The organism is Yoonia sp. SS1-5, assembly GCF_038443705.2.
In the GTDB taxonomy this organism is placed as follows: domain Bacteria; phylum Pseudomonadota; class Alphaproteobacteria; order Rhodobacterales; family Rhodobacteraceae; genus Yoonia; species Yoonia rhodophyticola.
Genome location: NZ_CP151767.2, coordinates 2,614,989 through 2,636,245 on the forward strand (window position 1 = coordinate 2,614,989; position 21,257 = coordinate 2,636,245).

The 21,257-nt window shown below is 57.1% G+C and carries 21 protein-coding genes; 12 read left to right on the forward strand and 9 right to left on the reverse strand.

What is annotated here, in order from left to right; all coding sequences use genetic code 11:
* From mnmG to AABB31_RS14390, 4 genes are read left to right on the forward strand one after another with little or no spacing between them, the layout of a single operon-like run.
* The gene (gene mnmG, locus AABB31_RS14375) at positions 1-1,875 is read left to right on the forward strand and encodes a tRNA uridine-5-carboxymethylaminomethyl(34) synthesis enzyme MnmG (RefSeq protein WP_342077483.1); all 1,875 of its coding nucleotides are present in this window, start codon (positions 1-3) and stop codon (positions 1,873-1,875) included.
* On the forward strand, positions 1,876-2,496 hold the full coding sequence (gene rsmG / locus AABB31_RS14380; protein ID WP_342077482.1) for a 16S rRNA (guanine(527)-N(7))-methyltransferase RsmG: 621 nt from the start codon (positions 1,876-1,878) through the stop codon (positions 2,494-2,496).
* Positions 2,483-3,307, forward strand: coding sequence for a ParA family protein (locus AABB31_RS14385; protein WP_342077481.1), 825 nt, complete (start codon positions 2,483-2,485; stop codon positions 3,305-3,307). The genes rsmG and AABB31_RS14385 overlap by 14 nt, the downstream gene beginning before the upstream one ends.
* Positions 3,297-4,184, forward strand: a complete 888-nt coding sequence (locus AABB31_RS14390) for a ParB/RepB/Spo0J family partition protein (RefSeq protein ID WP_342078825.1) — start codon at positions 3,297-3,299, stop codon at positions 4,182-4,184. The genes AABB31_RS14385 and AABB31_RS14390 overlap by 11 nt, the downstream gene beginning before the upstream one ends.
* A gap of 17 nt (positions 4,185-4,201) precedes the next feature.
* Here AABB31_RS14390 and hemW read toward each other — a convergent pair whose 3' ends face one another.
* Genes hemW through rph form a run of 3 tightly spaced genes read right to left on the reverse strand, consistent with a single transcriptional unit; the run spans position 4,202 to position 6,676 of the window.
* On the reverse strand, positions 4,202-5,359 hold the full coding sequence (gene hemW, locus AABB31_RS14395) for a radical SAM family heme chaperone HemW (RefSeq protein ID WP_342078824.1): 1,158 nt from the start codon (positions 5,357-5,359) through the stop codon (positions 4,202-4,204).
* Positions 5,360-5,363: 4 nt separating this feature from the next.
* On the reverse strand, positions 5,364-5,969 hold the full coding sequence (rdgB, locus tag AABB31_RS14400; protein ID WP_342077480.1) for an RdgB/HAM1 family non-canonical purine NTP pyrophosphatase: 606 nt from the start codon (positions 5,967-5,969) through the stop codon (positions 5,364-5,366).
* Positions 5,969-6,676, reverse strand: a complete 708-nt coding sequence (gene rph / locus AABB31_RS14405) for a ribonuclease PH (RefSeq protein WP_342077479.1) — start codon at positions 6,674-6,676, stop codon at positions 5,969-5,971. The genes rdgB and rph overlap by 1 nt, the downstream gene beginning before the upstream one ends.
* 117 nt (positions 6,677-6,793) lie before the next feature.
* Between rph and hrcA the strand changes: the two genes are divergently transcribed.
* Positions 6,794-7,858 carry a heat-inducible transcriptional repressor HrcA gene (gene hrcA, locus AABB31_RS14410; protein ID WP_342078823.1) on the forward strand — a complete coding sequence of 355 codons (1,065 nt, stop codon included), beginning with the start codon at positions 6,794-6,796 and terminating at the stop codon, positions 7,856-7,858.
* A gap of 13 nt (positions 7,859-7,871) precedes the next feature.
* Positions 7,872-8,429, forward strand: a complete 558-nt coding sequence (locus AABB31_RS14415; RefSeq protein WP_342077478.1) for a nucleotide exchange factor GrpE — start codon at positions 7,872-7,874, stop codon at positions 8,427-8,429.
* Positions 8,430-8,435: 6 nt separating this feature from the next.
* On the opposite strand, the gene AABB31_RS14420 is transcribed toward AABB31_RS14415, so the two are convergent.
* Positions 8,436-8,882: a DMT family transporter gene (locus tag AABB31_RS14420; protein WP_342077477.1), complete on the reverse strand. Its 447-nt coding sequence runs from the start codon at positions 8,880-8,882 to the stop codon at positions 8,436-8,438.
* Between the two features lie 98 nt (positions 8,883-8,980).
* Entirely contained in the window at positions 8,981-11,608 is a 2,628-nt protein-coding gene (mutS, locus tag AABB31_RS14425) for a DNA mismatch repair protein MutS (RefSeq protein ID WP_373634906.1), read from the reverse strand.
* 124 nt (positions 11,609-11,732) lie between these two features.
* Between mutS and AABB31_RS14430 the strand changes: the two genes are divergently transcribed.
* Both AABB31_RS14430 and AABB31_RS14435 read left to right on the forward strand, forming a co-directional pair.
* Complete coding sequence (locus AABB31_RS14430; protein WP_342077476.1) at positions 11,733-13,988, forward strand: NADP-dependent malic enzyme; 2,256 nt, start codon at positions 11,733-11,735, stop codon at positions 13,986-13,988.
* Entirely contained in the window at positions 13,988-14,854 is an 867-nt protein-coding gene (locus tag AABB31_RS14435) for a ribokinase (RefSeq protein WP_342077475.1), read from the forward strand. The genes AABB31_RS14430 and AABB31_RS14435 overlap by 1 nt, the downstream gene beginning before the upstream one ends.
* On the opposite strand, the gene msrA is transcribed toward AABB31_RS14435, so the two are convergent.
* The 4 genes from msrA to AABB31_RS14455 form a co-directional block, all read right to left on the reverse strand.
* Positions 14,845-15,471 carry a peptide-methionine (S)-S-oxide reductase MsrA gene (gene msrA, locus AABB31_RS14440; RefSeq protein WP_342077474.1) on the reverse strand — a complete coding sequence of 209 codons (627 nt, stop codon included), beginning with the start codon at positions 15,469-15,471 and terminating at the stop codon, positions 14,845-14,847. The genes AABB31_RS14435 and msrA overlap by 10 nt on opposite strands.
* Before the next feature lie 103 nt (positions 15,472-15,574).
* Positions 15,575-16,036, reverse strand: coding sequence for a GNAT family N-acetyltransferase (locus tag AABB31_RS14445; RefSeq protein WP_342077473.1), 462 nt, complete (start codon positions 16,034-16,036; stop codon positions 15,575-15,577).
* Positions 16,033-17,250: an argininosuccinate synthase gene (locus tag AABB31_RS14450; RefSeq protein ID WP_342077472.1), complete on the reverse strand. Its 1,218-nt coding sequence runs from the start codon at positions 17,248-17,250 to the stop codon at positions 16,033-16,035. The genes AABB31_RS14445 and AABB31_RS14450 overlap by 4 nt, the downstream gene beginning before the upstream one ends.
* A 106-nt stretch (positions 17,251-17,356) precedes the next feature.
* Positions 17,357-17,812 (reverse strand): NUDIX hydrolase, encoded by a 456-nt coding sequence (locus AABB31_RS14455; protein WP_342077471.1) that lies wholly within the window; start codon positions 17,810-17,812, stop codon positions 17,357-17,359.
* A gap of 76 nt (positions 17,813-17,888) precedes the next feature.
* On the opposite strand from AABB31_RS14455, the gene AABB31_RS14460 reads away from it, so the two are divergent.
* The 4 genes from AABB31_RS14460 to AABB31_RS14475 are packed head-to-tail and all read left to right on the forward strand — an operon-like array spanning position 17,889 to position 21,168.
* Positions 17,889-18,881, forward strand: a complete 993-nt coding sequence (locus tag AABB31_RS14460) for an Hsp33 family molecular chaperone HslO (RefSeq protein ID WP_342077470.1) — start codon at positions 17,889-17,891, stop codon at positions 18,879-18,881.
* Positions 18,874-19,458, forward strand: coding sequence for a CoA pyrophosphatase (locus AABB31_RS14465; protein ID WP_342077469.1), 585 nt, complete (start codon positions 18,874-18,876; stop codon positions 19,456-19,458). The genes AABB31_RS14460 and AABB31_RS14465 overlap by 8 nt, the downstream gene beginning before the upstream one ends.
* Positions 19,455-20,594, forward strand: coding sequence for a CCA tRNA nucleotidyltransferase (locus AABB31_RS14470; RefSeq protein WP_342077468.1), 1,140 nt, complete (start codon positions 19,455-19,457; stop codon positions 20,592-20,594). The genes AABB31_RS14465 and AABB31_RS14470 overlap by 4 nt, the downstream gene beginning before the upstream one ends.
* Positions 20,587-21,168: a LysE family translocator gene (locus AABB31_RS14475; protein WP_342077467.1), complete on the forward strand. Its 582-nt coding sequence runs from the start codon at positions 20,587-20,589 to the stop codon at positions 21,166-21,168. The genes AABB31_RS14470 and AABB31_RS14475 overlap by 8 nt, the downstream gene beginning before the upstream one ends.
* Positions 21,169-21,257 lie beyond the last annotated feature (89 nt).

Consider the following 21,257-nt stretch of genomic DNA (forward strand, 5'->3'; position numbering starts at 1 on the left):
GTGAAACATCAGAGCTTTGATGTCGTTGTTATTGGAGGCGGTCACGCCGGCGCCGAGGCTGCCCATGCCGCTGCACGGCTTGGTGTCCGAACCGCGCTCGTGACGCTGTCACGTGGATCGATTGGTGTTATGTCGTGCAATCCTGCTATTGGAGGGCTTGGCAAGGGGCATCTGGTTCGTGAAATCGATGCTTTGGACGGCATTATGGGTCGCGCCGCTGATCAAGCTGGCATCCAGTTCCGCCTGTTGAACCGCAAAAAAGGCCCGGCGGTACAAGGTCCGCGCGCGCAGGCGGATCGTAAGCTGTATAAATCAGCGATACAGGGTGAGCTGGCAAAATGCCAAAACCTTGAGATTATTGAGGGCGAAGCCGCCGGTTTCTTGATAAAGTCTGGGTCGGTTGTCGGTGTATCGCTGATTGATGGCGCTGAAATTTGGGCGCCGTCCGTCATTGTGACGACCGGCACTTTCTTGCGCGGTGTGATTCATATCGGTGATATCTCGCGTCCAGGTGGCCGAATGGGTGAAAAACCATCCACGCTTATGGCGGAACAATTGGATAGTTTCGATCTTCAGCTGGGCCGGCTAAAGACCGGTACGCCGCCGCGCCTGGATGGCCGTACAATTCATTGGGATATTCTTGAAAAGCAACCGTCAGATGATGACCCAAGCCTTTTTTCCTTTTTGTCTAATGGTGTTACGGCGCCTCAGATTGATTGTGCGATAACCCACACCAATGAGGCAACGCACGCGATTATCCGCGCAAATTTGGATCGGTCTGCCATGTATGGTGGGCATATTGAGGGGATCGGCCCGCGCTATTGCCCGTCTATCGAAGACAAAATTGTCCGTTTTGCTGAAAAAACCTCACATCAGATCTTTCTGGAACCTGAAGGCGTTGATGACCCAACGGTCTATCCCAATGGCATTTCGACATCTTTGCCAGAAGATGTGCAAGAAGACTATGTTCGGTCAATTGTCGGGCTGGAGAAGGCAAAGATCCTGCAGCCCGGTTATGCGATCGAATATGACTATGTAGATCCTAGGTCGCTGCGCCCGACCTTGATGCTGCGTGACGTCCCGGGCCTTTATCTGGCAGGACAGATCAACGGCACAACGGGATATGAAGAGGCTGCAGCGCAAGGGTTGGTCGCGGGCTTGAATGCGGCGCGGGCGTCCAAGAACGAAGACGAAATCATCTTTAGTAGACGTGATAGCTATATCGGCGTGATGATTGACGATCTCATTACCCGTGGTGTGACAGAGCCCTATCGTATGTTTACGTCCCGTGCCGAGTATCGCTTGTCCCTTCGGGCAGATAATGCAGATCAACGATTGACGGCGCTCGGGCGTGAGATCGGATGTGTAGCTGACAATCGCTGGAAGGCATACTCAGAGAAGAAAACAAAGCTTGATCAAGCACTTGAGGCCTTAGAACAAACTGATCTATCAGCACGCGATATCGCCAAGACCGGCACGAAGTTAAACGCTGATGGCCCGAGAAGGACGGCCCTGGATGCCCTTTCGTTGATTGATTTCGATTTTGCACAGCTGCAGACAATTGCTAGTGGCTTCGAGAGTATCGACACGGCTACCAAGAAACAGATCAAACGCGACTCACTGTACCGGCACTATGTTGCGCGGCAGAAAAGGGATGTGGAGGCGCTTCAGCGGGATGAGCAACGGCTTATCCCGGATGGATTTGATTTCACATCTGTGACCGGCCTCTCAAGTGAACTGACAAATAAGTTGCAAACTGTGCGGCCGTCGACGATTGCGCATGCCAACCGAATTGATGGAATGACACCGGCCGCATTGGTTCTATTGATCGGTGCGCTGAAACGTCGGGACGAAAAACGGACAGGTACACGGTAAATGGGTGATCTGATTGCCGAACAGCTTGTTTCACGTGAAACAATGACAGCTTTGCAGGAATTTGAAGCCCTCGTTCGCAAGTGGACGAAGAGCATAAACCTTGTGGCACCATCCACCATTAATGATATTTGGGACCGGCATATCGTCGACTCCGCTCAGATCTTCAAATATGCGCCGGACTCCTTCCGGACCTGGACGGATATTGGCAGTGGCGGCGGGTTTCCTGGCATCGTTGTGGCGATCATGGCACGCGAACATCATCCAACCTCTCGATTCACCTTTATTGAGAGTGACCGGCGCAAGGCGACCTTCTTAAGGACCGCGATCAGAACATTTGACCTTAGGGCAGCTGTGCTGGACCAACGGATCGAACAAGCCGTTCCCCAACAGGCAGATGTTGTGTCCGCAAGAGCGCTGACATCATTATCTATGATGTTTGAGATGTTGCAACGCCATCTGTCACCACAAGGGATTGCGGTGCTCCACAAGGGACGACGTCACGATAACGAAGTGGCGGAAGCCCGCAAATTATGGCGGTTTGAGCTTGAAGAACACGCGAGTTTGACTGATCCTGAAGCTCGAATTCTTGCCATTCAAGGTATCCAAAGTGCCACAGACTGAGCCGCCAAATGGCCCCAAGATTATCGCAATCGCCAACCAAAAAGGCGGGGTTGGTAAGACGACGACGACGATCAATCTTGGTGCGGCATTGGCCGAGCAGGGCAAATCGGTATTGCTGATAGATCTGGACCCACAAGGAAACGCATCAACAGGGCTAGGTGTCGGCATAGATGACCGTAAGGTCACAACCTATGATTTGCTGGTGGGTGAGGCCAAATTAGCCCAAGCGTTACACAAAACCGTCGTTGATAATCTGGTGATCATACCCGCCACAACAGACCTCAGCTCGGCCGATATGGCGCTGATTGACAACGAAAAGCGCAGTTTTCTACTGCGCCAGGTATTTGCCGATGCTGCAAATGCACTGTCGCGATATGACTACATATTGATAGATTGTCCACCATCGCTCAACATATTGACGGTTAACGCAATGGTTGCGGCGCATTCGTTGATCGTCCCGCTGCAAAGCGAATTCTTCGCGCTTGAAGGTCTTTCGCAATTAATTCTCACCGTGCGGGATGTCAGGAAAGCTGCCAACCCAGATCTGCGGATCGAAGGAATTGCACTGACCATGTTTGACCGGCGCAATAACCTGTCTTTGCAGGTCGAGGACGATGCACGCGAAAACATGGGAGATATGGTGTTTAAAACAGTCATCCCTCGCAATGTCCGCTTGAGTGAGGCGCCGTCCTTTGCCGTACCGGTCCTGATATATGATACAACATCCAAAGGCAGTGAGGCGTATCGCGCATTGGCGAAAGAATTGATTACAAAAGAAAAATCTCATGGGGGGCAGCGCAATGGCGCGTGATACCAAGAAAACACGCGGCCTTGGTCGCGGTCTGTCTGCACTGATGTCTGATGTTGGGCAGGACAGCAGCCCAACCGCGGCCCCCGCACGGCCCGATCTTATGGTCCCCGTTGAACAGATCGTCCCGAACCCGGATCAGCCGCGCCGCACCTTTGCCGAAGACGCGTTGCAGGAACTGGCCGCGTCCATCACCGAGAAAGGGATTATTCAGCCCCTGATCGTTCGGAAATCACCGGCAGGTGACGGCACTTACGAAATCGTTGCGGGGGAACGGCGGTGGCGTGCGGCGCAGCTTGCGCAACTGCATGATGTTCCGGCGCTGTTGCGGGACTACACAGATACTGAAGTTCTTGAAATAGCGATTATCGAGAATATTCAACGCGCAGATCTCAACCCGGTGGATGAGGCAGCTGGCTACCGGCAATTGATGGACAAATTTGGCCACACACAGGATCAGCTGGCCAAGTCATTGGGGAAGAGCCGCAGTCATATTGCGAACCTGACAAGGTTGCTGTCGCTACCCGACGAGATCCGGGGCTACCTGATTTCAGGCGCCCTGAGTGCCGGCCACGCACGCGCGCTTGTGGGGCATGACAATGCCGTCGCTTTGGCGCGTGAGATTATTCAACGCACGCTGTCCGTGCGGGAAACCGAAAAGCTGGCGAAGAAGGGACCGCCAGTAAAGAAGCTCGCGTTGAAATCGGCGCCAAACGCCAAAGATGCAGACACAGTCCAGATTGAAAACGAGCTTTCGGCAACGCTTGGTATGCGCGTCACGATAGATCACAAAGCCGGCGAGGATGGCGGCAAGTTGACGGTTGGATATAAATCGCTGGAACAGTTGGACGATCTTATGCGCCTGCTTGCCGGAAACTAAGGCATAAAACCTGACAGCTAGTCGACCAGCAGTTCGCGCAAGATGGCATTGAGCAGCGGTCGCCCCTTCGGCGTGACCAAAAGGCGGTTTTGGGTCACCGAGACAAAATCAATTTCTCTTAAATCATTGATTTTATTCAATAAAATGCCGTCATCTTCCAATCGCATCCGCGTCAGATCGACACCTTCGAACAGCCGAAGACCCATCAGCAGATATTCAGTTTTTTGTTCATCCAGCGACAATATCGTGCGCTTATTCTCGCCATGCCCATCTGATTGAACCTGACGCAGCCATTTTCCCGGCGCCAGCGGTGCATTGGTCTCGTATCGTTTGCCGTGCAGGGTCAGCCGCCCATGCGCCCCCGGGCCGATCCCCGCATAATCGCCGTAGCGCCAGTAAATCTGGTTGTGAATGCTCTCGGCGCCGGGCAGCGCATGATTGGAAATTTCATAACCCTGCAAGCCAGCCTGACCGCATTTGTGCTGCGTCAGCGCATACATGTCAGCGGCAAGATCATCATGCGGCAGGCCCCGCAGTTTCCCGGCTGCATAGCGGTCGCCAAATGCGGTCCCGTCTTCAATCGTTAATTGATAAAGCGACAAATGATCAATCGCCAATGACAGCGCCTGATCCAGTTCTGCTTCCCACGCATCCAGCGTTTGGTTCTGCCTGGCATAGATCAGATCAAAGCTGACCCGGTCAAAAATATTGCGCGCGACCTCAAAGGCGGCCAAAGCCTCGGTTGCGGAATGAAGCCGCCCCAATGCCTTGAGATCGGTGTCATTCAGCGCCTGAATGCCCATGGAAACCCGGTTAACGCCGGCATCTTGGTAGCCTTTGAACCGGCCCGCTTCGACCGACGTTGGGTTCGCTTCCAGTGTAATTTCGATGTCATTGGCGCATGCCCATGTGGCACGAACCTTTGACAAGATCGCGTCCACCACATCCGGGTCCATCATGCTGGGTGTGCCACCCCCAAAAAAGACTGATCTAAGGACGCGCCGCGGTGTTTCGGCGCCAATGCGGTCGATCTCGCTGAGATAGGCGTTTTGCCAGGCGCCTTGGTCGATAAATTGCGCAACATGCGAGTTGAAGTCGCAATAGGGGCATTTTGCCTGACAGAATGGCCAGTGAATATAAAGGCCAAAGCCCCCATGTTCCCAGTCTTCGCGGATATGATCAGCCAAAGCAGGCCTTCAGCTTTGCAAATGCGTCGGCCCGATGGCTGATCTTGTTCTTTTCCCAACGGTCCATCTCGCCAAAGGTTTGGCGATACCCATCGGGCTGAAAGATCGGATCATAGCCATGACCCTGATCGCCACGCATGGGCCACACGATCTGACCAGACATCTGACCGGGGAAGACTTCGTCATGCCCATCGGGCCAGGCCAGAACGAAAGTACAGTTAAACTGGGCCTTTCGCGGAAAAGGGGCATCAACCGCATCTAATTCCGCATTGGCGCGGGTCATTGCAGCCACGAAATCGCGCCCATCTGGTGTTTCTGCCCAATCAGCGGTGTAAACACCGGGCGCACCGTTCAGCGCGTCGATGGTGATCCCGCTGTCATCGGCAAGTGCGGGAAGGCCCGTTGCCTTGGCGGCGGCATGGGCCTTGATCCGGGCATTGCCGGCAAAAGTGGTTTCCGTTTCATCCGGCTCAGGCAGGCTGTGGTCCGCATTGGATGTCAGCCGAATGTTGTAGGGTGACAGCAGGTCGGCAATTTCCTCTAGCTTACCCTGATTGTGGGTCGCGACGACAAGCTGATCACCGACAAACTTGCGCATCAGGCCACGGCCGCCAGTTGGGCCTCTGCCAGTTCCGCGACGCCCTTTTCAGCCAAATCCAGCAGGCCATTCATCTGCGTCCGGCTAAAGGTTGATCCCTCGGCTGACATCTGGACCTCGATAAGTTTGCCGCCGGTCATCACAAAATTTCCGTCAACGCCTGCTTCGCTATCTTCCGGATAGTCGAGGTCGAGCACTTCCTGACCCGCATAAATCCCGCAGGAGATCGCAGCAACCGGGTCAATCAGCGGGTCGCTGATCACATCGCCGGTTTTCATCAGCTTCTGAACGGCCAGTTTCAGCGCAACCCAACCACCGGTGATTGATGCGCAGCGCGTGCCGCCATCGGCTTGAATCACATCGCAATCGACAATGATCTGCCGCTCACCAAGCGCAACACGGTCAACGCCTGCACGCAAGGAACGCCCGATCAGTCGTTGGATTTCCTGTGTCCGTCCCGATTGCCCGTTTTTGGCTTCCCGGCGCATCCGTGTATTTGTCGCCCGTGGCAACATCCCATATTCGGCGGTGACCCAACCAAGGCCCGAATTCTTCAGGAATGGTGGCACCCGCTCATCAATTGTGGCTGTACACAGCACATGGGTATTGCCGCATTTGATCAGACAGGACCCTTCTGCATGCATTGTCACCTGCGTTTCGATGGACACGGGGCGCATTTCGTCATTTTGGCGGCCAGATGGGCGCATGTGATCACTCCTGTTGCTTGTCTTGCTTCGATACGCCTCCCATATCTGAAATCCAACCCCGATTGACGCTGGAACCACTTTGGCTTTAATTGCCCGGCTGCGTGTTCCGAGGACATGATGACAGATCAGACACCCAAGATCGAAGACATGAACGCCCGATCCCGCGAAGTATTTCGGCGGGTTGTCGAGGGTTACCTGCAATCTGGCGCGCCGGTTGGGTCCCGTACATTGACGCGCAGCTTGTCCGAACAGGTCAGTGCAGCGACAATCCGGAATGTTATGCAGGATCTGGAGTATCTGGGCCTGCTGGACAGTCCGCATGTCAGCGCAGGCCGTATCCCCACACAGCTGGGATTGCGGATGTTCGTCGACGGGCTGTTGGAGGTTGGTGACCTTGACGGCCATGATCGCGAAGCGATTGACCGCACCGTGGGCGCCAATGATCCGGATGTGACAAGCGTTCTGGATCAGGTGGGACAGGCGTTATCGGGTGTCACCCAAGGGGCCAGTCTTGTCCTGACCCCCAAACATGAAGCACCGGTGAAACATATCGAATTTGTGTCGCTGTCCAGCGATAAGGCTTTGGTGGTTCTGGTTTTTGGTGACGGGCATGTGGAAAACCGCATTTTTACCCCGCCCGCCGGGCAAACCCCCGCATCCATGCGGGAGGCTGCAAATTTTCTCAATGCGATTGCTACAGGCCATACGTTGTCAGAATTGGGCAAAGTGATCAGCCGGGAAATTGCCGTCAGGCGGCAGGAACTTGATGCACTTGCGGCCGAACTTGTCGAAAGCGGTGAGGCCTTGTGGGAAAATGAGGGCGAGGCGACTGAGCGGTTGATTGTCCGTGGTCGCGGCAACCTGCTTGGCGAGACCGAATCCGAGGTTGATCTGGAACGGATTCGCACCCTCTTTGATGACCTTGAACGCAAACGCGACATCGCCCAATTCCTTGATCTTGCGCAAGAGGGTGAAGGGGTTCGCATTTTTATTGGCTCAGAGAACAAATTGTTCTCACTTTCGGGTTCATCTTTGGTCGTTTCCCCTTATATGAACGCCGACCGTAAGATTATTGGCGCTGTGGGCGTCATTGGTCCGACTCGCCTCAATTATGGGCGGATCGTGCCGATTGTGAATTATACCGCACAGCTGGTGGGCAAGATGATTGCCGACCGCTCATGACAGGAACTTTTTGATGGCTAACAAAGAAGACGAACTGCAATCGCTGGACGAACTTGCCGCCGAAGCAGAAGAGCCGGATTTTGACGCTGCTGCTGCAAGCTTTGACGAGATTGAGGCGCTGCGGTCCGAACGCGACGATTTTCGCGACAAGTTCATGCGCGCCCTGGCTGACGCCGAAAATACCCGAAAGCGTGCAGATCGTGACCGGCGCGAGGCGGAAAACTATGGCGGTTCCAAGCTCGCGCGGGACTTGCTGCCCGTCTATGACAATATGAGCCGTGCTTTGAATGCCGCCAAAGAGGGTGAAGAAAAGGTCCCCGAGGCGCTTTTGGAAGGTGTTGAACTGACGATGCGGGAATTGATCAACGTGTTCAAGAAACACGGGATCGAACCGATCGAGCCGCAGGTTGGTGATAAATTTGATCCCCAGCAGCATCAGGCAATGTTCGAAGCGCCGCTCCCCGGGACGCAGGCAGGCGACATCATTCAGGTGGCCGCAACCGGGTTCATGTTGCACGACCGGCTGCTGCGGCCCGCTCAGGTTGGGGTGTCGTCAACGCCAGCGTCGTAACGACCCCTATTTGTAGGACAAAAGCACACCAAACATCACAAGGCCTACGGCCGCGATACGGTGCGCGCTGATGCTGCGTGCCTCCATGCCAAGCATGCCGCCGGCGTCAATCAAAAGGGCCGCGATAAGCTGGCCCAGGATCATTGCGCCGAACATCGTCACAAGGCCAAGGCGCGGCACAGACCAAATGGCCGCCAAAACCCACACGGCACCTAACGCCCCACCCGTGAATGCCCACCATGGGATCGTCTTAAGCTGTGATACCGTTGGCAGACCGCCACGCATGGATGCAATGACGCATAAGACCAGAAAACCGATGCCAAACTGCATCACGGCCGCAACGACCGGATCACCGATGCCGCGCGCCAAGGCCGCATTCACCGGTGCTTGAAATGCCAGGGCCGCACCGACAAGGATCACCATTGCGGTGACCGAAATAACAAAAATTGACATAAAAAGTCTCACTCAAATGGAATGGACCGACCTTACAGCCCGTTCAATCCAGTACCATTGGGGTATTCCATACCCATGCGACCCGCCAACACGTTGCCTTACAACATCTCGCGCAACTCGTAGATCAAGGCCAAGGCGTCCTTGGGTGTCAGCTCATCCGGCAGAACCTCTTTCAGCCTGCCTTCGACCTGCGACGCCTTTTCTTTGACCGGTGCCGGGTCAGGTGTGGCCGAAAACAGTGGCAAGTCGTCGATAATGGCTTTCTGGGCGCCGCCGCCCTCGCGTTCGCCTTTTTCCAGCGCTTCCAGAACCACCTTTGCCCGCTCCACGACCACGGTGGGCAGCCCGGCCAAGCGCGCGACCTGTACACCATAGCTACGATCCGCTGTTCCGCGCTTGACCTCGTGCAGGAAGATGACATCGCCGTCCCATTCCTTGACCGCGACTGTTGCGTTCTCGACCCCATCCAGTTTCGCCGAAAGCGCAGACATTTCGTGGTAATGGGTCGCGAAAAGCGCGCGGCATCGGTTGACGTCGTGCAAATGTTCCAGCGTGGCCCATGCAATCGACAACCCGTCATAGGTTGCGGTGCCCCGCCCGATTTCATCCAGTATCACCAGTGCGCGGTCATCGGCCTGATTCAGGATCGCCGCTGTTTCCACCATTTCCACCATAAAAGTAGACCGGCCCCGCGCCAGATCATCCGATGCGCCGACCCGGCTGAAAATCTGGCTGACAATGCCAATATGGGCGGCTGTTGCTGGAACGAAACTGCCCATCTGGGCCAATATCGCCAGCAGTGCGTTCTGACGCAGGAATGTCGACTTACCCGCCATGTTCGGCCCGGTCAGCAACCAGATGGGTGCCCCGGTTAGCGCGCAGTCATTGGCAACAAACGGTGCGCCGTCTTTCTGCAACGCGGCCTCTACCACGGGATGCCGCCCGCCTTCGATCTCAAATGCACGGCTGTCGTCAACCTTGGGACGGGTCCAGTTTTCAGCAACGGCCAGATGGGCCATGGCGCCGGCCAGATCAAATTCTGACAGGGCCCGTGCCAGCGCACCCAGCGGCCCGGCCTGATCCACAATCGCCTGACTTAGGCTCGAATAGAGCCGCTTTTCGATCTCAAGCGCCCGCCCGCCGGCATTCAGGATCTTCGTTTCAATCTCTGACAGCTCTACCGTGGTGAACCGCACCTGATTGGCCGTGGTCTGACGATGAATGAAGGTTTCTGACAGCGGGGCCGCCATCATCTTTTCTGCATGGGTCGCGGTCGTCTCGATAAAATAACCCAGCACGTTGTTGTGTTTGATTTTCAGCGACGAAACGCCGGACAGATCCACATACTGGGCCTGCATTCCCGCGATGACTGATCGGCCTTCGTCCCGGAGTTGCCGCGCTTCATCCAGTTCCGGGTCATATCCCGGCGCGATGAACCCACCGTCGCGGGACAACAGGGGCGGTTCCGCGATCAACGCATCGTCCAGTAGCCCCAACAGATCGTCATGCCCGGTCAGGTCTTGCGCTGCGGTGGTCAAAATCTCTGGCAGCTCATCGGGCAAGATCGCTGACAAGGCCGCAGCCTGCCCAAGCGTGTTCCGAATGGCCGCCATATCCCGCGGGCCGCCACGATCCAGCGCAATGCGCGATAGCGCCCGATCAAGATCGTGGACCGACCGCAGCTGCGTTCGGACGTCTTCCAATAATCGACCCTGTTCCACCAGAAACGCAATGGAATCGAGCCGATCCCCGATCACGGACAAATTACAAGCAGGCGAGGCGAGCCGACGTTCCAGCAACCGCGCACCGCCCGCCGTTACGGTACGATCAATACAATGCAGCAGCGATCCTTGCCTCCCGCCGCCCATCGCATGGGTCAGTTCCAGCGACCGGCGGGTCGCGGCATCAATCTGCATTGCGGCGGCTTGCGCCTCGCGCATCGGGGGGCGCAGCAGGGGCAGATTGCCCTTCTGTGTGATCTCCAGATATTCGGCCACGGCCGACATCGCCGCGATCTCGGCCCGTGAAAAGCTGCCAAAAGCATCCAGCGATCCAACCTTGTAAAGCGAACATAGTCGCTTTTCCCCCGCCGTGCTGTCGAAGGCCGCAGCGCCCAAGGTGGTCAGCGTTGCGCCGGAATCAGAGACTGTTTCAGCCCAACCCGCCTCTGATCCATCGACGACGATGACTTCCTTTGGGGTCAGTCGCGCCAGTTCCGGGCCCAATGCGGCCCCGGCACAAGGCATCACATGAAACGCCCCGGTTGAGATATCCGCCCACGCCAGCGCGCCCTCATCCCGCACCACATGGTAGGCCGCCAAAAAGTTGTGACGGCGCGCATCGAGCAGGGAATCCTCGGTCAATGTGCCGGGTGTGACCAGCCGCACAACCTCGCGTTTGACCACGGCTTTATAGCCGCGTTTCTTGGCCTCAGCCGGGCTTTCCATCTGTTCGCAGACGGCCACGCGAAAGCCTTTGCGGATCAGGGTCAGGAAATACCCTTCGGCTGCATGATGCGGGACGCCGCACATGGGGATGTCATTGTCATCATGTTTGCCGCGTTTGGTCAGGGCAATGTCCAGCGCCTCTGCCGCCGCGACGGCATCGTCAAAAAACATCTCGTAGAAATCGCCCATGCGATAAAACAGCAAGGCATCGGGGTGCGCTGCCTTGATCTCAAGATATTGCGCCATCATGGGCGTGACTGTGGCTTTGGTAGTGGTCATACATCCCCCGGGATCATGCGCCAGACACTACCGACCCCATGTTAGCGACGAAACCCCGAAATGAACCCGTTGCAGCCCGGTTCCCGAACCCGCTATGTCTTGTGGACTGAATTGGGGGGAAACCATGCCAAAGACCAAACTGACCCGCGAGGATGCGCTGCAATTCCACATGCAGCCCAGCCCCGGAAAATGGGAAATTCAGGCAACCGTCCCGATGACCACGCAGCGGGATCTGTCGCTGGCCTATTCCCCCGGCGTTGCTATCCCGTGCGAGGAAATCGCAGCTGATCCTGCAACAGCCTACGACTATACCAACAAGGGTAATCTTGTTGCTGTCATCTCCAATGGAACCGCCGTGCTGGGCCTTGGGAACCTTGGCGCGTTGGGCAGCAAACCGGTGATGGAGGGCAAATCGGTACTATTCAAAAGGTTTGCCGACGTGAACTCCATCGACATTGAACTGGATACCGAGGACCCGGAAAAATTCATCGAAGCCTGCAAGCTGATGGGCCCGACCTTTGGCGGCATCAACCTTGAAGATATCAAAGCGCCCGAATGTTTCATCATCGAACAGACGCTCAAGGAAACGATGGATATCCCCGTCTTTCATGATGACCAGCACGGCACTGCCGTGATCTGTGCCGCAGGGCTGTTGAACGCGCTTCACCTGTCAGGCAAGAAAATCGAAGATGTAAAAATCGTCCTGAATGGGGCCGGGGCTGCAGGCATTGCCTGCCTTGAACTGCTCAAGGCGATGGGTGCCAAGCACGACAATTGCATCATGTGTGACACTAAGGGCGTGATCTATCAGGGCCGGACCGAAGGCATGAACCAATGGAAATCCGCCCATGCCGCCGCGACTGACCACCGCACATTGGATGACGCGATGAAGGATTGCGACGTGTTTCTGGGCGTCAGCGCAAAAGGGGCCGTGACGCAGGAAATGGTGTCTAACATGGCCCCAAACCCGGTTATTTTCGCCATGGCCAACCCTGATCCGGAAATCACGCCAGAGGATGCACATGCCGTCCGCGAGGATGCCATCGTCGCCACCGGCCGGTCAGACTACCCCAATCAGGTCAACAACGTGCTTGGGTTCCCCTATCTGTTCCGGGGTGCGCTGGATATCCATGCCCGCGCCATCAATGACGACATGAAGATCGCCTGTGCCGAGGCACTTGCCGCACTTGCGCGCGAAGACGTGCCAGATGAGGTCGCTATGGCCTACGGCAAAAAGCTGTCCTTTGGCCGCGACTACATCATCCCGACGCCCTTTGATCCGCGGTTGATCCACAGGATCCCAACGGCGGTTGCACAGGCAGGCATGAAAACCGGTGTCGCCCGGCGGCCCATTGTCGATATGGATGCCTATGAACAGACACTGAAATCACGGATGGATCCGACCCAATCCATGCTGCGCAGTCTGAACGCGCGGGCGCGGGCCGCCCAATCGACCGTGATCTTCGCAGAGGGCGACGACCCCCGGGTGCTGCGGGCGGCGGTGCTTTACCAACGCTCTGGCATGGGCAAGGCGCTGATCGTTGGGCGCGAAGACGATGTGAAGGAAAAACTGACCGCAGAAGGGCTGCCCGAGGCTGTGGACGAGTTGACCATCGTGAATGCGGCCAACACCGAGCATCTGGATACATACAAAGATTTTCTATACCAGCGGCTGCAACGCAAAGGGTTCGATACGCAGGATGTTCACCGGCTTGCAGCGCGGGATCGGCACGTATTTGCGTCTTTGATGCTGGCCCATGGACATGCCGATGGCATGGTGACCGGGGCGACCCGCAAATCAGCGCATGTGCTGGAACTGATCAACCATGTCTTTGATGCGCAACCGCATGATGGGGCCGTTGGGGTGACGGCTGTGTTGCACAAAGGGCGGATCGTGTTGATCACCGATACGCTGGTGCATGAATGGCCTGACGAAAACGATCTGGCCGATATTGCTGAACGCGGCGCATCTGTCGCCCGCGACCTCGGGCTTGATCCACGGGTGGCGTTCCTGTCGTTCTCGACATTCGGCTATCCGGTGTCGGAGCGGGCTGAAAAGATGCACAAAGCGCCCGAGGAGTTGGATGATCGCAAGGTCGATTTCGAATATGAAGGCGAGATGACCGTTGATGTCGCGCTGAACCTGCAGGCGCAGGAGAATTATCCGTTCTCGCGTCTGACTGGTCCTGCGAATGTCCTGGTCGTGCCCGCCCGGCATTCCGCCTCGATCTCGGTCAAACTGATGCAGGAAATGGCAGGTGCGACGGTGATCGGCCCGATCCTGTCGGGGATCGGCAAACCGGTGCAGATCTGTTCCACTGTGTCGACGGTCAATGACATCCTGAACATGGCGGTGATTGCCGCCTGCGGGGTCGACTGATGGCGATCTGGAACCTTGGGTCGATTAACGCTGATTTTGTTTACACCGTGCCGCACATCCCCGCCCCGGGCGAGACGCTTTCATCCACCGACAGGCAGATGTTTTTGGGCGGTAAAGGGGCCAATATGTCGGTGGCTGCCGCACGGGCAGGGGCCCGTGTGAACCATATCGGCGCTGTGGGGGCGGATGGAAAATGGGCAGTGGAACGTCTGCTGGAATATGGGGTCGATACCCGCAATATCGCCGAAATAGAGACTGAAACGGCGCAAGCGATCATCATGGTTGATCCGCAGGGTGAGAACGCGATCATTTTGCATCCGGCGGCCAATGCGCAAATTCCGCAAGCAACGTTGCAGACCGCAATGGCCGAGGCGCAGACCGGCGATTGGCTAGTGATTCAGAACGAAACTAACCTGCAACGGACAGCGGCAAGCCTGGGCAAGAAAATGGGGCTGCGCGTGGCCTATGCGGCCGCGCCATTTGACGCCGAACGGGTCATGGCCGTTCAACCCCATCTCGACTTTCTGATCCTGAATGCGGTCGAGGCGGCCCAACTTGAGCAGGCGACAGGGCAGGCCCCTGCTGACATGGATGTGCGCGATGTGATCGTGACCTTGGGTGCGGATGGTGCGGATTGGTACGGAACCGGGGGCAAGCAGCATTTTGATGCCATCGCGGTTGATCCGGTTGATACAACCGGCGCGGGGGACACATTCACCGGTTACGTCTTGGCCGGGCTGGACAGGGGCATGCCGATGGAACAGGCCATTGGTCAGGCGACCAAGGCAGGGGCACTGATGGTCATGCGCCACGGCACTGCAGATGTCATTCCGGACCTGTCAGAGGTGCAGGCGTTTCATTTGTGAGCAAACAGGGCTGCCGTGCCCCATAGCTGTTTGACCCGCGCATCACGACCGCAAGCCTGCCGATAGAATTTGTAAGCGTCGGACTGGGTTTTGACACCGCGCCGTGTCGCCACAAGGCTTTCGCCGCGGTAATAATCCTGATGATAGTCCTCGGCCCGGTAGAACGGTGCGATGTCCAAAATGGGGGTAACAATCCGGCGGCCAAGCGCGCGGCGCGCGGCGGTCTTGGCCTGCTCTGCAATCGCCTTTTCGGCTGGATTAGACACGAATATCGCTGTCCGGTAGCTGTCGCCACGGTCGCAGAACTGTCCGTTTGCGTCGGTCGGATCCACGGATCGGAAAAACGCATAGATCAACTGGTCGTAGGTGACGACATCAGCCTCATAGATGATCTGGACAGCCTCATAATGACCCGACCCCTTGATGGTCGCATAAGTGGGGCTGCTTGTTGTCCCACCGGTATAGCCCGAGATCACTTCCCTGACGCCACTGACGGATTCAAAATCGCTCTCGACGCACCAGAAACACCCGCCTGCGACAACGGCCGTCTGAATATTTTCGGACATGGCGGGCAACGGCGCCAGTATCAGGGCCAAAATTTTACAAAGCTTAATCATGACACATACTCCTGTGCTGGCAGCATTCCGGGCATCGGCCACCCGATCAAGGGACTTGGTCAACGATCACGTCCAGTTTACCGCGTGCGGTCCGCCAAAGTGGCTAAAGCGACTTGGCCATTTGTGCCTCGTCCCCGTACATGACCCCGGTCGCAGCAAAGCCCAGTTTTTCATAAAGCCTGATTGCGTCTGCATTGGTCGAGACCACCTCGATCGACATGCGTGGACGGCCCCGGGCGCGGGCCCAATCACATGCCAGCGCAATCGCGGCTTTCCCAAATCCCTGACCCTGATGGGTCGCACCGATCAACAATCGCCAGATAAAGATCGAGTCTGGCTCGTCCTCTGGCTGCACATCGTCATGTTCTGTCATGTCGATCAATGCGATCAGGCCAACGATGGCCTCATCCGACCAGATCGCAAAGACATAAGAGCCCTGTTCAAAAGGCGCCTCTGCCAGGGTGATTTCGTTTGGTGCGACAAACCTGCGTTGTTCGGGCGCGACCTTAAGGTCAAACAACCGTCCCAGATCGGCCTTGGTGACAGGGCGCAGCGTGACGGTCACTTTAGCCGGCGATTACGTGCTGCCAATAGCTTCAGGCGCAGGGCGTTCAACTGAATGAAACCGGCGGCATCCTTTTGATCATAGGCACCGGCGTCATCTTCAAACGTGACATGCGCCTCGGAATACAGCGAATGATCCGACCAGCGGGCGACTGTCTGACAGGACCCTTTGTAAAGTTTCACCCGCACGGTCCCTGAAACATGCTCTTGCGATTTGTCGATCAAGGCTTGCAGCATTTCGCGTTCGGGCGAGAACCAGAACCCGTTATAGATCAGTTCCGCGTAGCGCGGCATGATGCTGTCCTTCAGGTGCCCTGCGCCTGAATCGAGGGTGATTTGCTCGATCCCGCGATGGGCTTCAAGCAGCACAGTACCCCCCGGTGTCTCGTAAATGCCCCGCGATTTCATGCCAACAAAGCGGTTTTCAACCAAATCAAGGCGTCCTACGCCGTGTTTGCCGCCCAATTCGTTCAATTTGGTCAAAATCGACGCCGGCGACATGTCTTGGCCATTGATGGCTACTGCATCGCCGCGTTCGAATGTGATTTCGACCATTTCCGGCTGATCCGGCGCGTCCTCTGGATTGACGGTGCGCTGATAGACGTAGTCGGGGGCCTCAATCGCAGGATCCTCAAGCACCTTGCCTTCGGACGAGGTGTGCAGCAGGTTCGCATCAACGCTGAACGGGGCCTCGCCACGCTTGTCCTTGGCAACAGGGATCTGATGCTGTTCGGCAAATTCGATCAATTTCGTGCGGCTCGACAGGTCCCATTCCCGCCAGGGGGCGATGACCTTGATATCGGGGTTCAACGCATAGGCGGCCAACTCGAAACGGACCTGATCATTGCCTTTCCCGGTTGCGCCATGTGCAACGGCGTCGGCACCTTCCTGTGCGGCGATTTCGACCAGACGCTTGGAAATGAGCGGCCGCGCGATGGATGTTCCCAGAAGGTAGATCCCTTCATAGACAGCGTTGGCCCGGAACATCGGAAAGACGAAATCGCGGACAAATTCTTCGCGGACATCCTCGATATGGATGGATGAGGCACCCATCATCTCGGCCTTGGCGCGGGCCGGTTCCAGTTCTTCGCCCTGACCCAGATCAGCGGTGAAGGTGACAACCTCGCACCCGTATTCCGTCTGCAGCCATTTCAGGATGATTGATGTATCAAGGCCGCCAGAATAGGCCAAAACAACTTTCTTCGGAGCAGTCATGCGGGATGCCTTTACGCCATATATATCTGGAATGGCGCGATAGCTGTTTTCGGCAGACGGGGCAAGGACACCTTACCCAATCACCACATGTGCAACGGACACGCGCCTATGCTTTTACGTAAGGGTGCTGTGGTGCGCGCGCCAGAAAGGCCGAGTCCCCATAGTTGTAGAGCAGTGGAATTGCGTCTGCCGCGTTCATCCAGATTGCGGTGTGGTCCGGTTCAATTGGCGGACCGATACGCCGAACGGGATGCGCATAATAGACATGGCAGATCTTTTCCGCCCATTTGTCATATTCCGGCATGAACGTGAACCGCCGGAATGCGCCCATCCGCCGGGCGCGGCTGATCGTCCATCCGGTTTCCTCGTACACTTCACGGTGAAGGGCCTGCAAAGGGCTTTCGCCCGGATCAATCCCGCCCCCGGGCAGCTGCAATTCGTCATGGCCGCCACCCTGCCAGGTCAACAAAACGTCCTTGCCGCGCGGTAAAACCGCATAGGCCCCGTGCCGGATTTCGTAGCGCTGCCCGTTTCGTGGCGCCTCGCCATACCGTCTGATCATAGCTTGCCTCTTGGACCTGTGGTTGCCCCGCCTATATAGGCGCGGTATGCCAACTCCTGACATGTAAGGAAAGACCATGAGCCTCGGCACCCAGATCGCATGGGACGATACAGTCCTGCCGTTTCAACTTGACGCCTCCGACATCCGTGGCCGGGTGGCGCGTCTTGATGGTGTGCTGGAACAGGTTCTGCGGCAGCATGACTACCCGCCAATGATCGAAGGGCTGGTTGCCGAAATGGCGTTGCTGACGGCCTTGATCGGTCAGACGGTCAAGCTGCGTTGGAAACTGTCCTTGCAAGTGCGGGGATCAGGGCCGGCGCGCTTGATCGCAACGGATTATTACGGACCCAGCAAGGATGGGCAGCCAGCGCGCATCCGTGCCTATGCGTCCTATGATCCAGAGACGCTTGATCAAACCGCTGATCCATTTAGCCAGCTTGGCAACGGGTACTTTGCGATCCTGATTGATCAGGGCGAAGGGATGACCCCCTATCAGGGGATCACGCCAATTGCCGGTGGATCGCTATCGTCCTGCGCGGAAACCTATTTTGCGCAATCCGAACAGTTGCCAACCCGGTTTTCGCTGACTTATGGCCAGTCGCAACTGCCTGGCGAGAAAACCCATTGGCGGGCAGGCGGCGTGATGCTGCAACATATGCCGAAAGCGTCCCCATCCGTCGCTGGCGAGGGCGGATCAGGCGAAGATGGTTTGCTGGATGCGACCGATATCCTGACCGAGGATGAAGGCGAAAACTGGATCCGGGCGAATACACTGCTTGATACCGTTGAAGAGATCGAGTTGATCGGCCCAACTGTCGCACCGACAGACCTGTTGGTCCGGCTGTTTCACGAGGAACAGCCGCGGGTCTTTGACGCGCAACCCATTACCTTTGGCTGCACCTGTTCCGAAGATAAGGTGAAACAGAGCCTTTCAATCTACTCGGCCAAGGAAATCGGGACGATGGTCACGGAACAGGGCACAGTCACCGCAGACTGCCAGTTCTGCGGGGCGCATTACGTCTTTGACCCTGACGTGCTGGGTTTTGAAGCCAAAAGCACGGATGCCTGACCTGCGCACAAGGCTGGATGATGCATTGGCCCGTACGGGCGATGCATCATCTGATTTTGACCTCAACAAGGATGTCATCCCACCCGATTGCCGATTGACCCCCGCCGCCGTTCTTGTGGCTATTCGGGCAGAAACAGAGACTGTTATTCTGACAAAACGCTCTGCCCGGCTTAAACACCATCCGGGGCAGATTGCCTTTCCCGGTGGCAAGCAAGATCCGGGTGATCCCACGCCCGAACATGCCGCCTTGCGCGAGGCCGAAGAGGAAATCGGCCTGCCGCGCCAGATGGTTGATGTGGTTGGTGCATTGCCGCCCCATCAGACGGTAACCGGCTACCAGGTGACCCCGATCCTTGCACTGGTTCGCGGGGTCTACTCGCCTTTGCCCGAAATTGGCGAAGTCAGCGAAGTGTTCGAGGTGCCGCTGGCCCATATGCTTGACCTGCGTAACTACCGGGTTGAGGGGCGCAGGTGGCAGGGCCGCAAGCGGCTTTATTACGCCATACCGCACGGTCCCTATTACATTTGGGGTGCAACGGCGCGGATTTTGCGGGCCATGGCTGGCGCGATGCAATGACACGCCGCATCGCCCCTGATTGGCTGTTGGACAAGGCCGCGCAAAAGGTCTGTTCCGTGCTGACGACCGCTGGTCATCAGGCCCTGTTTGTCGGCGGTTGCGTTCGAAATACACTTCTGGACGCGGCTGTGTCTGATCTTGATCTGGCGACGGATGCGCATCCGCAGACTGTCATGTCCTTGGCCGAGGCCGCCGGACTAAAGGTAATTCCAACCGGAATTGACCATGGAACAGTCACTATCCTTGCCCAAAACACGCCTTTCGAGGTCACAACCTTCCGCAAGGATGTGGCAACCGATGGGCGCCGGGCCACTGTCGCCTTTGCGGATAACATTGCCGATGATGCCCGGCGGCGCGACTTTACCATGAACGCGCTTTATGCCGACCCGGGTGGTTTGATCCATGATCCGTTGGGCGGGCTGCCTGATCTGGAAAACAGACGGATCAGGTTCATTGAAGACCCGGAAACGCGCATTCGCGAGGATTATCTGCGCATTTTGCGGTTTTTCCGGTTCTATGCCTGGTACGGTTGTGCGGATGACGGGCCCGATCAAGCGGGGTTGGCCGCCTGTGCCGCGCACATTGATGGCTTGCAGGCGCTTTCAGCAGAACGGATCACGGCAGAGCTGCTGAAACTGTTGGCCGCTCCCAACCCCGGGCCAGCAGTGGCGTCATTCGCGTCGACAGGGGGCTTGCATCAGATCCTTCCCGGGACGTCGGCACGCGCCCTTCCCGTCCTGGTGCATGTTGAACAAACCGCAGGCATGAAACCAGACCCGATCCGCCGGCTTGCGGCGTTGGGTGGGGCGCCGGCGGACACGCTGCGCCTGTCCAAGGCGCAGAAGACACAGCTTGAGATGATCGGGGCTGATATGCCCCATGCGCAGGCTGCCTACCGTTTTGGTGCAACCGTGGCACATGATCGGCTTGCGATAGAGGCCGCCGCGCTTGGGCAGGAAATCGACCCTAACACAGCCCAACACGTTGATTTTTGCGCGGGACAGGTATTTCCGCTTAAGGCTGCGGATTTGATGCCAAACCTGTCGGGTGCAGGGCTGGGCAAGGCGTTGAAGGCAGCAGAGGCGCGATGGATCGCGTCCGGCTTTACCATGACGAAAGAGGACCTGCTTGGCTGAGTTTCTGCCGTTACTGGGGTTCATCTTTGTCGGGCTGTTCTCGCCCGGGCCGAATGTCATCCTTTTGGCGACTTCTGGCGCGCGCTTTGGCTACCGCGCAAGTCTGCCGCATATTTTCGGCGTCGCGATTGGGGTGGGCGTCACGGCGGGACTGACCGGGTTTGGCGTGGGCGCGTTGTTGAACGCGGTGCCAACGCTGACTTTTGTGCTGAAATGCGGCGCGGCGTTGTGGATTGGCTGGATGGCCTACCGGCTATGGACGGCAGATCCTGTTGCGGCAGATGCGCAAGGGCGGCCATTCACATTCCTCGAGGCCGTCTTGTTCCAGTGGATCAACCCCAAGGTCTGGGCCGTCGCCCTTAGTGCAATGGCTTATCTGCCCGACATGTCGCTGGGATCGCAGGCCATGACCCTGGCGGTGGCATTTTCGGTGATCAATCTTGGCGTCTGCAACTTCTGGACCTATGCGGGCGCGCTGTTGTCCTATCTTTTGGGCAACGCGGCGGCATGGCGCCTGTTCATGCGGATCATGGCCATCGCACTGGCCGGTTTTTCAGTGCTTGTCTTCCTTTAGGCGCAAAGGGCGCACAGCGGGTGGACGAAGCGTGCATCGCACTAGATAGTGACATCAAACACATCGGCGCATGACAACCACCGATTGAT